The 13,452-nt window shown below is 70.3% G+C and carries 13 protein-coding genes; 9 read left to right on the top strand and 4 right to left on the bottom strand.

Annotated features, from left to right (window positions below):
- Window positions 1-3 precede the first annotated feature (3 nt).
- On the top strand, window positions 4-1,575 hold the full coding sequence (gene guaA / locus ACIN94_RS12005; protein ID WP_400703540.1) for a glutamine-hydrolyzing GMP synthase: 1,572 nt from the start codon (window positions 4-6) through the stop codon (window positions 1,573-1,575).
- A gap of 123 nt (window positions 1,576-1,698) precedes the next feature.
- Window positions 1,699-2,910, top strand: coding sequence for an acyltransferase family protein (locus ACIN94_RS12000; RefSeq protein ID WP_400703538.1), 1,212 nt, complete (start codon window positions 1,699-1,701; stop codon window positions 2,908-2,910).
- Here the strand turns inward: ACIN94_RS12000 and ACIN94_RS11995 are convergent.
- Together ACIN94_RS11995 and ACIN94_RS11990 are read right to left on the bottom strand one after the other, a co-directional pair.
- Complete coding sequence (locus tag ACIN94_RS11995) at window positions 2,865-3,764, bottom strand: polysaccharide deacetylase family protein (protein ID WP_400703536.1); 900 nt, start codon at window positions 3,762-3,764, stop codon at window positions 2,865-2,867. The genes ACIN94_RS12000 and ACIN94_RS11995 overlap by 46 nt on opposite strands.
- A 591-nt stretch (window positions 3,765-4,355) precedes the next feature.
- The gene (locus ACIN94_RS11990; protein ID WP_400703533.1) at window positions 4,356-4,478 is read right to left on the bottom strand and encodes a hypothetical protein; all 123 of its coding nucleotides are present in this window, start codon (window positions 4,476-4,478) and stop codon (window positions 4,356-4,358) included.
- A 293-nt stretch (window positions 4,479-4,771) separates the two neighbouring features.
- Between ACIN94_RS11990 and ACIN94_RS11985 the strand changes: the two genes are divergently transcribed.
- The 5 genes from ACIN94_RS11985 to iscB all read left to right on the top strand — a co-directional run bounded on the left by ACIN94_RS11985 (window position 4,772) and on the right by iscB (window position 9,304).
- Window positions 4,772-5,662, top strand: a complete 891-nt coding sequence (locus ACIN94_RS11985; RefSeq protein WP_400703530.1) for a hypothetical protein — start codon at window positions 4,772-4,774, stop codon at window positions 5,660-5,662.
- 189 nt (window positions 5,663-5,851) lie between these two features.
- Entirely contained in the window at window positions 5,852-6,118 is a 267-nt protein-coding gene (locus tag ACIN94_RS11980; RefSeq protein ID WP_400703527.1) for an acyl carrier protein, read from the top strand.
- On the top strand, window positions 6,115-7,158 hold the full coding sequence (locus ACIN94_RS11975) for an HAD-IIIC family phosphatase (protein ID WP_400703524.1): 1,044 nt from the start codon (window positions 6,115-6,117) through the stop codon (window positions 7,156-7,158). The genes ACIN94_RS11980 and ACIN94_RS11975 overlap by 4 nt, the downstream gene beginning before the upstream one ends.
- Window positions 7,159-7,163: 5 nt before the next feature.
- Window positions 7,164-7,667: a GNAT family N-acetyltransferase gene (locus tag ACIN94_RS11970; RefSeq protein ID WP_400703521.1), complete on the top strand. Its 504-nt coding sequence runs from the start codon at window positions 7,164-7,166 to the stop codon at window positions 7,665-7,667.
- 329 nt (window positions 7,668-7,996) lie between these two features.
- Entirely contained in the window at window positions 7,997-9,304 is a 1,308-nt protein-coding gene (gene iscB / locus ACIN94_RS11965; RefSeq protein WP_400703518.1) for an RNA-guided endonuclease IscB, read from the top strand.
- A 96-nt stretch (window positions 9,305-9,400) separates the two neighbouring features.
- On the opposite strand, the gene ACIN94_RS11960 is transcribed toward iscB, so the two are convergent.
- Both ACIN94_RS11960 and ACIN94_RS11955 read right to left on the bottom strand, forming a co-directional pair.
- The gene (locus tag ACIN94_RS11960; protein WP_400703515.1) at window positions 9,401-10,396 is read right to left on the bottom strand and encodes a PseG/SpsG family protein; all 996 of its coding nucleotides are present in this window, start codon (window positions 10,394-10,396) and stop codon (window positions 9,401-9,403) included.
- Between the two features lie 106 nt (window positions 10,397-10,502).
- Window positions 10,503-11,240, bottom strand: a complete 738-nt coding sequence (locus ACIN94_RS11955; protein ID WP_400703512.1) for a cytidylyltransferase domain-containing protein — start codon at window positions 11,238-11,240, stop codon at window positions 10,503-10,505.
- Between the two features lie 104 nt (window positions 11,241-11,344).
- Here ACIN94_RS11955 and pseB point away from each other — a divergent pair, with 104 nt between their 5' ends.
- Together pseB and ACIN94_RS11945 are read left to right on the top strand one after the other, a co-directional pair.
- The gene (gene pseB, locus ACIN94_RS11950) at window positions 11,345-12,328 is read left to right on the top strand and encodes a UDP-N-acetylglucosamine 4,6-dehydratase (inverting) (RefSeq protein ID WP_400703509.1); all 984 of its coding nucleotides are present in this window, start codon (window positions 11,345-11,347) and stop codon (window positions 12,326-12,328) included.
- Window positions 12,328-13,452 (top strand): DegT/DnrJ/EryC1/StrS family aminotransferase, encoded by a 1,125-nt coding sequence (locus tag ACIN94_RS11945; protein ID WP_400703506.1) that lies wholly within the window; start codon window positions 12,328-12,330, stop codon window positions 13,450-13,452. The genes pseB and ACIN94_RS11945 overlap by 1 nt, the downstream gene beginning before the upstream one ends.

Raw genomic sequence — 13,452 nt, 5'->3', positions numbered from 1 at the left:
GGTGTGTTTCCTTTGGGGGTCTTGGTGTCTGAGTTCGACACGGTCCTGGTCGTCGACTTCGGTGCGCAGTACGCGCAGCTGATCGCGCGACGGGTGCGTGAATGCCATGTCTACTCCGAGATCGTCCCCTCGACGATGCCGGTGGAGGAGATGATGGCCAAGAAGCCCAAGGCCATCATCCTGTCCGGCGGCCCCTCGTCGGTCTACGCCGAAGGCGCACCCGCCGCGCCCGCCGGCCTGTTCGAGACCGGGGTGCCCACCTTCGGCATCTGTTACGGCTTCCAGGTCATGGCTCAGGAGCTCGGCGGTCAGGTGGCCAGGACCGGCACCGCGGAGTACGGCGGGACCCAGCTCGATGTGGCCCGGGAGGGTGTGCTCTTCGCCGGGCTGCCCGCCAGGCAGTCGGTCTGGATGTCGCACGGTGACAGCGTCGCCGCCGCCCCCGAGGGTTTCCTCGTCACCGCCGCGACCGTGGAGACGCCGGTCGCGGCCTTCGAGCACCCCGGCAGGGGCCTGTACGGTGTGCAGTTCCACCCGGAGGTCCTGCACTCCGAGCATGGCCAGGCCGTGCTGAAGCACTTCCTCGACGCGGCGGGCTGCCGTCCCTCCTGGACGATGCTCAACATCGTCGAGGACGCCGTCGAGGCGATCCGCGCGCAGATCGGCCCGGAGGGCCGCGCCATCTGCGGGCTGTCCGGCGGGGTGGACTCCGCGGTCGCCGCCGCGATGGTGCAGCGCGCCATCGGCGACCGTCTGACCTGCGTGTTCGTCGACCACGGACTGCTGCGTAAGGGCGAGGCCGAGCAGGTCGAGCGCGACTTCGTGGCCGTCACCGGGGTCAAGCTCCGGGTGGTGAACGCTCAGGAGCGCTTCCTCAAGGCACTCGACGGGGTCACCGACCCCGAGCAGAAGCGCAAGATCATCGGCCGCGAGTTCATCCGGGTCTTCGAGGACGAGCAGCGCGCCATCATCGCCGACGGCCCGGTCGACTTCCTCGTCCAGGGCACCCTCTATCCCGACGTGGTCGAGTCCGGCGGCGGCACCGGCACCGCCAACATCAAGTCCCACCACAATGTCGGCGGCCTCCCCGATGACCTGCGGTTCGCGCTGGTGGAGCCGTTGCGCACGCTGTTCAAGGACGAGGTCCGGCGCGCGGGCGAGGAGCTCGGGCTGCCCTCCGCGATGGTCTGGCGCCAGCCGTTCCCCGGCCCCGGTCTGGGCATCCGCATCGTCGGCGCGGTCACCCATGACCGCCTGGAGATCCTCCGCGAGGCGGACGCCATCGCCCGCGAGGAGCTCTCCCGCGCGGGGCTCGACCGGGAGATCTGGCAGTGCCCGGTCGTCCTGCTCGCCGACGTCCGCTCGGTTGGTGTCCAGGGCGACGGCCGCACGTACGGCCACCCGGTCGTCCTGCGCCCGGTCTCCAGCGAGGACGCCATGACCGCCGACTGGTCCCGCGTCCCCTACGACGTGCTGGCCCGCATTTCCACCCGGATCACCAACGAGGTCCGCGAGGTCAACCGTGTGGTCCTCGACGTGACCAGCAAGCCCCCGGGCACCATCGAGTGGGAGTAGGACCGACGGCGCGGCCCCGCGGAGAGTGACTCCGCGGGGCCGCGCCGTTCTCCGCTGGAGGCCGGGGAAACACGGTGACCATTAGGCCTGTCCGGCCCTGGCCGCCCCGGTAGGTTGGGGCAGGTGTCCTCGACAGTCACCGGTGTCGGATCTCCCACGGCCACGTCCGCCGCCCGGCTGGCCTGGTTGGACGCGTTGCGCGGGCTCGCCGCCGTAGCGGTGCTCCTGGAACATCTGCTGCCCTGGTTCATGCCCGCGCTCCGGCCCTACTGGTTCAACCTCGGGATGTACGGCGTCCTGGTGTTCTTCCTGGTCAGCGGCTACATCATCCCGGTCTCGCTGGAGGGGCGCGGTGACGTCCGCGCCTTCTGGATCAGCCGCGTGTTCCGGCTCTACCCGGTCTACCTGCTGGTCGCGGCCTCCGTTCTGTTCATGGCCTTCTGGGTGCCGGTCCGCGAGCAGGTGCCCCGCGACCTGTCGTCCGTGTCCGCGCACGCCACGATGCTGCTGGATGTGGTCCACGTGGGCGGGCTGGCCGACACCATGTGGACGCTCTCCTACGAGATGGTCTTCTACCTGCTGGTGACCGCGCTGTTCGTCCGCGGCCTGCACTGCCGGAGCGGGACTCTCGCCGTGGGGTTCGGTGCCGTGGCGGTCGTCACCGGGCTGCTGCTGTCGGCGCCGCCGCTCAGGGGGCCCTGGCCCGCCTACGTGTCGGGCCCGATCTTCCTCGTGGGCATGGTGTGCCTGATCAGCGGCCGGTTCCGGACCGTCGCCGCCTACGTCCTCGGCGGCATGTCCGTGGTGTTGCTGCTCTTCGGCAGTTTCGTGCCGTGGCTCGGGGCGGCGATCCTCGCGGTGATGTTCACCGGGACCGCGATCCGCCGCTGGGAGCAGGGTGCGGGCGGCCTCTGGCCGGTGGCGGTCACCGTCGTTCTCGTGGCGCTGGCCCCGGTGTGGGCGCCTCAGGCGGGCTGGTGGTGGGTCCAGCCGGGTGTGTGGTTCACCACGATCGCGCTCGCGGGGGCGACGTTCGCGGGTGGGATGGCCCTGCGCCCCCGCCGCCTGCCTCGATTCCTCGTCCGGCTCGGCCTGATCAGCTACTCGCTCTACCTCCTGCACCACCCGCTGCTGAGGCTCGTCAACGCTCTCGTCGGAGACGTGCGAGCCGCGCAGCCGGTGGTGCAGGTGCCGCTGTCAGCGGGATTCGTCGCCGCGGTGGTCGGCCTGAGCTGGCTCACCTACCGTTACGTCGAGCTGCCGATGCAGCGGCTGGGCAGGAGGGTGGCTCAGAAGTCGTCGGCGGGAGACTCGGCGCTCTCGGCACCCTCGTAGGGGGTTTCGGACGGCAGTTCCTTGTCCTTCTCGCTGCCGACCGGGTAGATGTCGGCGGCCTTGAGCTGCTTCGCACCGCGCAGGGAGGAGACCGCCACGACGTGGTAGCCCTGCTTCTGCAGCGCGGTCAGCAGCTTGGGCATGACCTTGACGGTCTGCTCGACCCAGTCGTGCATGAGGATGACGCCGTCACGCTTGGCGTTCTTCAGCACCTCGTCGTAGATGGCCTTCTCGTTCTTGGTCGCCCAGTCGCGGGAGCCGCCGTTCCACAGCACGATGGGCATGCCCATCTCCTCTGCGATCGCCTTGACCCGCTCGTCCAGCTCGCCGTACGGCGGGCGGATCATGGTCGGCGACTTGCCGGTGACCTGCTTGACGATGTCCTGGGTCCTGGTCAGTTCCTCGCGGATCTTGCCTTCGTCCAGCTCGCGCAGGTGCGGGTGGGTGTAGCTGTGGTTGCCGAGGTCGTGGCCCTCGACGGCCATCCGCTTGGCGAAGGCCGGGCGGGACTTCACGTACTGGCCCTCAAGGAAGAACGTGGCCTTGGAGTTGTACTTCTTGAAGGTGTCGAGCAGCTTGTCGGCGTATCGGCCCGGGCCGTCGTCGAAGGTCAGCGCGATGCACTTGACCTTCGCGCAGTTCACGGGCGCGACCTTGGCGGCGGACTTGGCCTTGTCCGACGTCGTGGTCTTGGCTGCGGCTGCGGCTGCGGCTGCAGCCGTGGTCGTGGTCTTGGCCGCGGTGGTGGCCGGGGCGGGGGTCTTGGGCGGGTCCGCGCTCCAGGCGGCGGTCGGCGTGGCCACCAGGGCGAGCGCGCAGGGGATGGCCAGCAGCATTCGGGCAGGAGACTTCATGAGGGGAGCTCCGAGTGTGACGAGAGATGCGGGCGGGACAGAAAAAGGCATCTTATCCGGACACTTCGCACGAAGTCGGGTCGATCGGCCGTCTGCCAGCCGACCTTCAGGCTTCTGCCAGTGAGCTCTCAGGGACAGGCTGTTCTCAAAAGCTCGGTAAGAGCACGGTGTGCGAGAGGTGAATCGCGGGAACCGCCCCTACCCTCGGCAAGATCATTGTAACCGGGGGTGTGCGTACCACCCGGATCGGCCGGGCCCCACGACGGATGGGGGGCCCTTGGACACGGTGACCGTGGCCGCGGGCGCGGAGCACGGTGAAGAGGCGCAGGGACCGCGGCTGCGGCGACGGTGGATCGCCGCGGGAGTGCGGGTCCCCCTCCGGGCCGCCTCCGCCCTGGCCGGGCTGTTCTGCTTCCTCGTCGTGTCCAGCGGCCTCACCTTCTTCGGGACCCACGGCCTGACCTGGCCGGGGAACGCGAGCCCTTACGTCGACATGCCCTTCCATCTCGCGCTCGTCGGCGAGCTGCGCAACCATCTGCCGCCGACCGTCCCCCAGGTGCTGGGCGAGCCGCTGTCCTACCACTGGTTCGTCTACGCGGACATGGCCGCCACGAGCTGGGTGACCGGGATCGACCCCCAGACGATCCTGTACCGCCTCGCGGTCCTGCCCATGATGGCGGTCTCCGTCGTGCTCATCCCGGCTGCGGGCTTCATGATCACAAAGACCTGGCGGGTCGGACTCCTGGGGCTTGCCCTGACCTACCTCGCCGGTCCGCTGAACCCGTACCCCTGGACGGACGGATCTTTCCCGGGCGGCCCGCCGAGCGTCTCCCTGGCGTGGCTGAGCCCCACGCAGACGTTCGGGGCCGCTCCCGCGGTGCTCTCCCTGGTCTTCCTGCTGGCGTGGACCGCCCTCTGGGCCGGGGCCCTGGTCCCCGGGCGCGTTCCCGGCTCCGGGCCGGGCGCTGACGCTGTTCCTGGGCACGGGGCTGGGAGGGATCGCCGCGGTGACGGTGTTCGGGCATCCGGGCATGAGCCAGCTGTACTTCCTCACCGCGGCCAGGCCGTACCTGTCGATCGCCGCCGCGGCCGGCCTGCTGGCCGCCCTCGCCAAGGTCCCCCGGCGGCGGCGCACCTGGCCGATCTGCTCCTGCGCGGTGGCCGGAGGGGTGGTGGCGGTCCTGGTCGCCACGGTGGGGCCGACGTCGCCCCTCGCCCTCGTGGGACCCGGCGGCCCGGGGCCGGAGGGCTCCGGATCGAGCGGCCCGGGCTTCGGCGCCGCCCTGGCCGTACCGGTGATCGTGCTGTGCGCGGTCGTGGCCGCCGCGTTCCTCCTGTTCCGGCGGACACGGTGGCGGCGGGCGGCGATCCAGCTGCTGCTGGCGGGGTTCTCGGCGCCCACGGTGGCGCAGTCCGCGGCCGCGGCTCTGACCCCCGCGGTCCCCGCCCAGGCGAGAGAGATCCCGGAGGGTGGGGTGGAGAGCGCGCGCTGGCTGCGGGATCACTCAGGAGCGGACGACATCGTGGCGACCAACGCCCACTGCCGGTTCACCGCCTCCCGGTCCTGCGACAACCGGCAGTTCTGGGTAGCGGCGTATACCGAGAGGCGGATCCTGGTCGAAGGCTGGGGGTACACGGCGCGGAACCTGGCGTCGCTGACCGACGTCAACCGGGACTCCACGGCCTCGTTCCCCTTCTGGGACCGGGAACTGCTGGCGGCCAACGACGCCGTCTTCGACGCCCCCACCGCGGAGGCGGTCCGCTCGCTCGCGCACCGGTACGGCGTGCGCTGGCTGATGGTCGACAGGAGACGCGCCTCGACCGCGCCGGATCTCGGGGAGTTCGCCGGACTCCGCTACGAGAAAGGCCCCATGGCGGTCTATGAGATCGCGCCCTGAGGCCGGACCACCCCCGCACGGCTCACGGCCGGAGCGCCGCGGACCGTCGGACGGCCCGCCGTCCCCGGGCCGGGCGCGCACCCGCGGCCCGGTCCGAAGGGACTCTCATCCACCGGATGATTACACTACGCTGTCGCGACGATACCGCGAGCTACCCCGATGCTTGCCGTGACTGAAAGGGTGAAATCGATGCAAGATCATATCGACGCGCAGCTCAGGGCATTCATCGAACCTCGCTTCCCCGGCCGGAGCTGGGCCGATGACGACGACATCTTCGCTCTGGGATTCGTCGACTCGATGTTCGCGATGGAGGTGGTGATGTTCGTCGAGCGGACCTTCGCGGTGACGGTGCCCAATGACGAGCTTCAGATGGACAACTTCCGCAGCGTCCACTCCATGGCGGCGCTGGTGCGGCGGATCTCGGCCGCCTCGCAGGAGGGGGCGGTGTCCGCGTGACCACGAGCGTCGAGAGGCGGGGCCCGATCAAGTGCGTCGTCTGGGACCTGGACAACACGCTCTGGGACGGCGTCCTCCTGGAGGACGAGAAGGTCACGCTCCGGCCCGGGGTCGCGGAGGTCGTCAGGGTGCTCGACGAGCGGGGGATCCTGCAGTCGATCGCCAGCAGGAACCACAGCGAGGCCGCCATCGAGCAGCTGGACCGGTTCGGCCTGCGCGACTACTTCCTCGCCCCCCAGATCGGCTGGAACCCGAAGTCCGAGTCCGTGGCGGCCATCGCGGAGTCCCTGAACATCGGGATCGACACGCTGGCGCTGATCGACGACCAGTCGTTCGAGCGGGAGGAGGTCGCCTTCAGCCATCCCGAGGTGCTCTGCCTGGACGCCCGCGACGTGGCCAGGATTCCGGAGATGCCGGTCTTCACCCCGAGGTTCGTCACTGAGGACTCCCGCAACCGGCGCTCCATGTACCTGGGGTCCGAGCTCAGGGACGCCGCCCAGCGCGAGTTCGGCGGGACGAGCGAGGATTTCCTGGCCACGCTCGACATGACCTTCGTGATCTCGGCCGCGGCGGAGGCCGACCTGCGGCGCGCCGAGGAGCTCAGCGTCCGCACCAACCAGCTCAACTCCACCGGGATCACCTACTCCTACGAGGAACTGAGCGCGTTCGTACGGTCCCCCGACCACCTGCTGCTGGTGGCCGGCCTTGAGGACAGGTTCGGCTCCTACGGGAAGATCGGCCTCGGTCTTGTCGAGCGCGGAGCCGAGATCTGGACGCTCAAGCTCCTGCTCATGTCCTGCCGGGTGATGTCACGGGGCGTCGGGACGGTCCTGCTGAACCACATCATGCGGATGGCGCGGGACGCCGGCGTGCGGCTCCAGGCGGAGTTCCTGCCCAACGACCGCAACCGGGTGATGTTCGTGACCTACCGCTTCGCGGGCTTCCAGGAGGTAGGGACCCGGGGTGAGCTCCAGATCCTGGAGTCCGATCTCGGCCACATCCAGGATCCTCCCGCCTACCTGACGGTCCGGACCGGCTGACCGCCATGCTCAGGAGAGCCTTCGAGCACGAGAGCGAGATGGTCCGGAGGTGGCGCAACCACCCGCGGGTGCGCGGGGTCAGCTTCACCGATCACGAGATCGGCGAGACCGAACACCGCGGGTGGTGGACCGCGACGATGACGGATCCCACGTGCCGGATCCTGGTCTACGAGCACGGTGGCGTGCCGAGCGGAGTGGTGAACATCTCCGGCCACGACGTCCAGGCGCGGCGGGCCGGATGGGGCTTCTACCTCGACGTGGACGGGCTCACCGAGCGCGGGGAGCTGCTGGCCGCCTGGATGCGGATCGAGGGTGAGGCCGTCGAGTACGCCTTCGCCGAGCTGGGGATCGAGACGCTGTGCGGCGAGGTCCTGGCCCGCAACGAGGCGGTCAGGACCCTGCACCGCCGCCACGGGTTCGCCGAGGTCGGCACCTACACGCGCGAGGTGGCCGGGGTCGAGGAGCCCGTCGTCGTCATCGAACTGGTCAGGTCAACGACCCCCTCCTGAGGGAGGGGGCTTGAGGCGCGGTAATGCGCTTTGAAGCCCCGCGTTGACCAGCCCTGGCCGTCAGCTCAAGGAGGTGCATTTTGATGGCCACGTTGAACACAAGATCGCAGACCCACCGGCAGGTGCTTCCTCAGCCTGCCGCTCTGGAATCCGTGGGAGCAGACAACCCCGAGGGTGGGCACGGAACGGCTCACGGACACCGCCGCCAGGCGGTACCTGGTGTTCAACCTGGGCGAGGGGAGATCGAGCCGACCGGCACCCGGTCTGCTCGGCGTCACCCCGAGGGCGCTTCGACGTCTGAGGGAGCCAACCGTGAGGTTCACCCCGTCGTGTTCGTCCTGGACAGGCACGGCACCCCGCTCGACCCCTGCCATCCCGCCCGTGCCCGCCGCCTGCTGGCAGCCGGGCGGGCCGTGATTCACCGTCACACCCCGTTCGTCATCCGTCTCAAGGACCGCGACGCGGCGACCTCGACCGTCGAAGGCGTGCACGTCGGCATCGACCCCGGCAGCAAGCACACCGGCCTGGCCGTGTTCACCCCGCGCGGCGCAGACCGGAGGGGAACGTACGCGATCCAGCTCGACCACCGGGGCGCAGCGATACGAGACAAGCTCACCGCCCGCTCGCAGTATCGACGGCGGCGCCGTAGCGCGAACCTGCGTTACCGCGCGCCCCGGTTCCTCAACCGGACCAAGCCGAAGGGGTGGCTCGCGCCGTCCCTGCAACACCGCGTCGACGGCACCGTGTCGTGGGTGGCGCGGCTGACCCGCTGGGCGCCCGTGGCCGCCGTGCACGTGGAGCGGGTCTCCTTCGACACACACGCCCTGTCGGCGGGCCGGCCGCTCGAAGGAGCGGAGTACCGGCAGGGCACCCTCGCCGGGTACGAGGTGCGCGAATACCTGCTGGCCAAGTGGGGCCGGGTGTGCGCGTACTGCGGTGCGACCGGCGTGCCGTTGAATATCGATCACATCCACCCGCGTTCCCGGGGCGGCTCGGACCGGATCAGCAACCTCACCCTGGCCTGCATCCCCTGCAACCAGGCGAAGAGCGCCACCCCGATCGAGGAGTTCCTCACGGGCAGGCCCGCGCTGCTCACGAAGATCCTCAAGCAGGCCAAAGCGCCGTTGCGCGACGCCGCCGCCGTCAACGCCACCCGGTGGGCGCTGTGGCGGGCCCTGGAAGCGACCGGCCTGCCCGTTCACCCCGCCTCGGGCGGTCGTACGAAGTGGAACCGCTCCCGCACCCAAGCGCCGAAGTCGCACACGTTGGACGCGTTGCACGTCGGCGAACTGGAGACCGTGACCGTCTGGCCGTCGACGGTCCTGGTGGTCACGGCGACCGGGCGCGGCACCTACGCCCGCACCACCCCCGACCGCTACGGGTTCCCCCGTCTGGTCCGGCCACGGATCAAACTGCACCACGGCTTCCAGACCGGCGACCTGGTCCGGGCGAACGTCCCGGCAGGCAAGAAGGCCGGGGTTCACCTCGGGCGAGTCCTGGTCCGCTCCTCCGGTTCGTTCGACATCACCACCCGGCACGGTCGCGTCGCCGGGATCAACCACCGGCATGTCCGTCATCTTCAGCGCGCGGACGGCTACGGCTACACGACTCAGAAAGAAGCCGATCGAAATACCTGACCGGTCAGGGACGCTCGGGCCTGGGCGGCCCTCCCGCTCCCGATTCCTCCCCGGCCTGAAGACCGGGGCATCCTCGGGAGGTTCAGGTGATCGCGGTCACGGGGAGAGCAGGGCGTCGGCGACCCGTACCCTGCCCTCTCCGTCGACCAGCGCGGGCCCGCGTGCGCCGAGTTCCGCGCGGGCGGACGGGCGGGTGAGCAGTTCCCGCAGGCGTGCGCGGGCCGGGCCGCCCACGCGGGTCACGGTGTCGAGGTGGCCGAGTCCGGTCGCCAGCCCGCGCGCGACCACCTCCTGGTAGGCCGGTCGCTGGTTCTCCGCCACCCAGACGAGCGCGGCGGCCTTCCCCAGGTAGAGAAGCTCCCACATACTGCTGCCCGCCGCCGTGACGACGAGGTCCGCCGCCGCGACCAGGCGGGGGAGGTCGTCGGTGGGGAGGATCCGGCGGATCGTCTGGCCGTCCGCCGGTCCGAGATGGTCGAGCGCCCCCTCGCGCGGGGTGACGACCGTCGCCAGGAACGGCGCGCCCGTCGCGACGAGTTCTCCCGTCAGGACGGGCACCGCCCCGGCCGCGTCGGTGCCCCCGAAGAAACAGAGCACGCGGGGCGGCTGCCCGGTCTCCACCTGCTCCCGCGGGCCGGCCTTCACCGGTTCCCGCAGGACGGGTTCCACCGGCCCCGGCCGGCGCAGTCGCCGTACGTCGTCGCGGAGCAGGGCGTAGCGCACCCCGGCGAGCCGGACCGCTCCGCCGGGCAGGTGGGCGGGTCCCCGCTCGGCGCCGAGGTTCTGGTCCAGGTAGAGGTCGGCGTCCTGGCCCCGGTCGTCCTCGTCGATGATGGCCAGCACCCTGACGCCCGCCTCACGCAGCGCCCCCGCGCAGCGGGGATCGAGGGTGTAGGAGTCGAGGACCACGGCGTCGAGCGCGAGGCGGCGGGCGGCGCGGACCAGTGCGGCGGGGTCGTCCGGTCCGGGCAGCGGTGTCAGGCCGCGCCGGGCCAGCTGGTCCCCCGCCCACTCCAGCCCTCCGACGTCGCCGAGGACGACGACCTCCAGCCGCCGGTCCCGCAGCTCCTCGGCGAGGGCCAGGCAGCGCATCAGGTGGCCGACGCCGATGCCGGTGCCCGCGTCACACCGGATGCCGACGCGCTTCAGCGGACTTCCCCGGGCGTGGGGACCGGACGTGCGGGCTCCGGTGCCGTGCTCACGCCTGCTCCAGGGCCTTCTGCCGTACGGCGGCGTTGAGCGCCACGACCTCGGGCCGCTCCCGCAGCCACCCGGTCAGGGTCCGCAGCGGCACCGGCTCATCCCCGAAGTGGCCGACGACGGCGCTGATCAGCTCCCAGTCCTCCGGGGTGTCGAGCGTGACGCGCAGATCGGCGTCGCCCGGAGGGAACACGAGGCCGATGATCCGGAAGCGTCCGGCGTGCGTGTAGAGGTAGGACGTCACGTGGGTGCGGTGGTGGTCCGTGGCCACCGCGTCGAGGCCGCGGAGCGCCTGTGCGGAGACGATCTCGACGTCCATCCCCCTGGGCAGGGTCCTGGGCTGCGGGCTGGTGCTCAGGTAGTCGAGCGCGGGGGTGGCCCGCCACATGGCGGCCGTCATCGCGATGATCTCCGGGTCGAGCAGCGGGCAGTCGGCGGTGAGGCGCATGACCGCGTCGCAGTCCAGCCGGTCGAGAGCGCCGAGGAACCTGGTCAGCACGTCGTCCACCGGACCCCGGTGCCAGGAGACCCCGAGCCGCTCGCACTCCGTGACGACGGCGTCGTCGGCGGGCTCGGTGGTGGTGGCCACCACGAGGTCGTCGAGGGCGTCGCCGTACGAGGCGGCGCGTACGACCCGTTCCAGAACGGTGCGCCCGCCCAGCGTCCGCAGAACCTTTCCCGGCAGGCGGGTGGACCCCATGCGGGCCTGAATGACTCCGGCGATGTGAACGGCCAAAACATTTCCTAACTCGGCTGGGTGATGGTGACGCTACGTTATGCTACAAACTCGTCACTGAATGACTACCGTAAGTTACGAAAGTCTTGTATGGGGGGACTCGGGTGGGCGAACTTGAGGGGTCATCGATCCTTATCACAGGTGGGACGGGATCGTTTGGAAAAGCTTTCATCCGGCACGTTCTCGACCACCATGACCCGCGGCGGGTCGTCGTGTTCTCCAGGGACGAGCTCAAGCAGTATGAGGTCAGGCAGCTGTTCGCCGACGACTCCCGGCTGCGCTGGTTCATCGGTGACGTGCGCGATCGTAGCCGTCTGACCCGTGCCATGCACGGCGTCGACCATGTGGTGCACGCGGCCGCGCTCAAACAGGTCGACACGGCCGAATACAACCCGTTCGAATATGTTCTGACCAATGTCAGCGGTTCCCAGAATGTCGTCGAGGCGGCCATTGACTGCGGTGTCAGAAAGGTGATCGCGCTCTCGACGGACAAAGCCTCCAGCCCTATCAATCTTTATGGAGCGACCAAGCTGGTAGCGGACAAGCTGCTGGTTTCGGCCAATCATTACGCTTCTCACCATGTGACCCGGTTCGCCGTGGTCAGGTACGGCAACGTGATGGGCAGCCGGGGATCGGTGATCCCCTTCTTCCAGAAGCTGGCGGCCGAGAACGCGAGCCTGCCGATCACCGACAAGCGGATGACCCGCTTCTGGATCACTCTGGACCAGGCCGTCCGGTTCGTCGTCGACTCCTTCGACCTGATGCAGGGCGGCGAACTCTACGTCCCGCGCATTCCCAGCATGCGGATCACGGACCTGGCCGAGGCCGTCGCCCCGGGCTCGCCGCTCCAGGAGGTCGGCGTCCGGCCCGGGGAGAAGCTCCACGAAGAGATGATCGCCGCCGACGACAGCCGCAGGACGATACGGCTGGCCAGCCGCTACGTGGTGCAGCCCACGATCGCGACCTGGGGCTACGTCCCGTCGCCCGGCGGTCAGAGCGTCCCCGAGGGCTTCTCCTACCGCTCCGACACCAACGACCAGTGGCTCTCGGTCGAGGGGATCCGCGAGCTGCTCGCGGTGAGGGTCTGATGCTCCCGTACGGCAGGCAGTCGATCGACGGACGTGACATCGAAGGTGTCCTGGACGTCCTGCGCGGAGAGTGGCTGACCACCGGGCCGGCCGTCGGCGCGTTCGAGGCGGAGCTCGCGGCCTGGACCGGCGGTGTGCCGTGCGTGTCGGTGACCTCGGGGACCGCGGCGTTGCACACGGCCTACGCGGCGGCCGGCATCGGCGCGGGGGATGAGGTGGTCACCTCGCCGATCACGTTCGTCGCCACCGCGGCCATGGCCGCGATGCTCGGCGCCCGCGTCGTCTTCGCCGACGTGGAGGAGGACACGGCCAACCTCGACCCCGCGGCCGTGGAGGCGGTGGCCGGTCCGCGCACGCGGGCCGTCACCGCCGTCGACTACGCCGGCCACCCCGCGGAGTACGACGCGCTGCGCAAGGCCGCCTCGCGCGTCGAGGCCGTGGTCGTGGGCGACGCCGCGCACTCCCTCGGGTCGCGCTACCGCGACCGGCCGGTGGGCACGCTCGCCGACCTGACGACCTTCTCCTTCTTCCCGACGAAGACGATCACGACGGCCGAGGGCGGCGCCGTCGCCACGGCCGACGAGGAGCTTCTGGGGCGTGCCCGGCGGTTCAGGAACCACGGGCTGGTCCGGGATCCGGGGGAGCTGCGCGACCCGGAGGAGGGCGGCTGGCACCAGGAGGTCCACGGGTTCGGCCTGAACTACCGCCTGCCCGACGTGCTGTGCGCCCTCGGCATCAGCCAGCTCCAGCGGCTGGGCGCGTTCAGGGAGCGGCGGGCCCGGCTCGTCGAGCGGTACAACGAGGCACTCTCCGGCCTGGCCGGGCTGCGGCTACCCACCCGGCGTCCCCACGCCGACCCCGCCTGGCACCTGTACGCCGTGGGGGTCCTCGACGGGCGGCGGCGTGAGGTGTACGAGCGGATGCGGGAGGCGGGCATCGGCGTCCAGGTGAACTACCTGCCCGTCTACCGGCACCCCGTCTTCGCGGACATGGGCTACCGGCGCGGCATGTGCCCGGTCGCCGAGGAGTTCTACGCGCGGCAACTGTCGCTGCCCCTGTTCCCCAGCCTCACCGACTCGGAGCAGGACCGGGTCGTCGAAGCTCTCCACGCGATTCTCGGCTGA

Source organism: Streptosporangium sp. NPDC087985 (genome assembly GCF_044741965.1).
Classification (GTDB): Bacteria; Actinomycetota; Actinomycetes; order Streptosporangiales; family Streptosporangiaceae; genus Streptosporangium.
The sequence above is the reverse complement of the archived record's forward strand: the minus strand, read 5'-3'. Positions and strand labels throughout refer to the sequence as shown.

Excerpts from the sequence above, each read along its gene's own strand:
- ACIN94_RS11990 (WP_400703533.1), bottom strand. The coding sequence starts at position 4,478 with ATGAAGCCCGCAGCCGGGATGAGCACGACGGAGACCGCCATCATGGGC.
- ACIN94_RS11995 (WP_400703536.1), bottom strand. The coding sequence starts at position 3,764 with ATGAAGTCTCCTGCCCGAATGCTGCTGGCCATCCCCTGCGCGCTCGCC.
- ACIN94_RS11980 (WP_400703527.1), top strand. The coding sequence starts at position 5,852 with ATGCAAGATCATATCGACGCGCAGCTCAGGGCATTCATCGAACCTCGC.
- ACIN94_RS11945 (WP_400703506.1), top strand. The coding sequence starts at position 12,328 with ATGCTCCCGTACGGCAGGCAGTCGATCGACGGACGTGACATCGAAGGT.
- ACIN94_RS11960 (WP_400703515.1), bottom strand. The coding sequence starts at position 10,396 with ATGCGCTGCCTGGCCCTCGCCGAGGAGCTGCGGGACCGGCGGCTGGAG.
- ACIN94_RS11970 (WP_400703521.1), top strand. The coding sequence starts at position 7,164 with ATGCTCAGGAGAGCCTTCGAGCACGAGAGCGAGATGGTCCGGAGGTGG.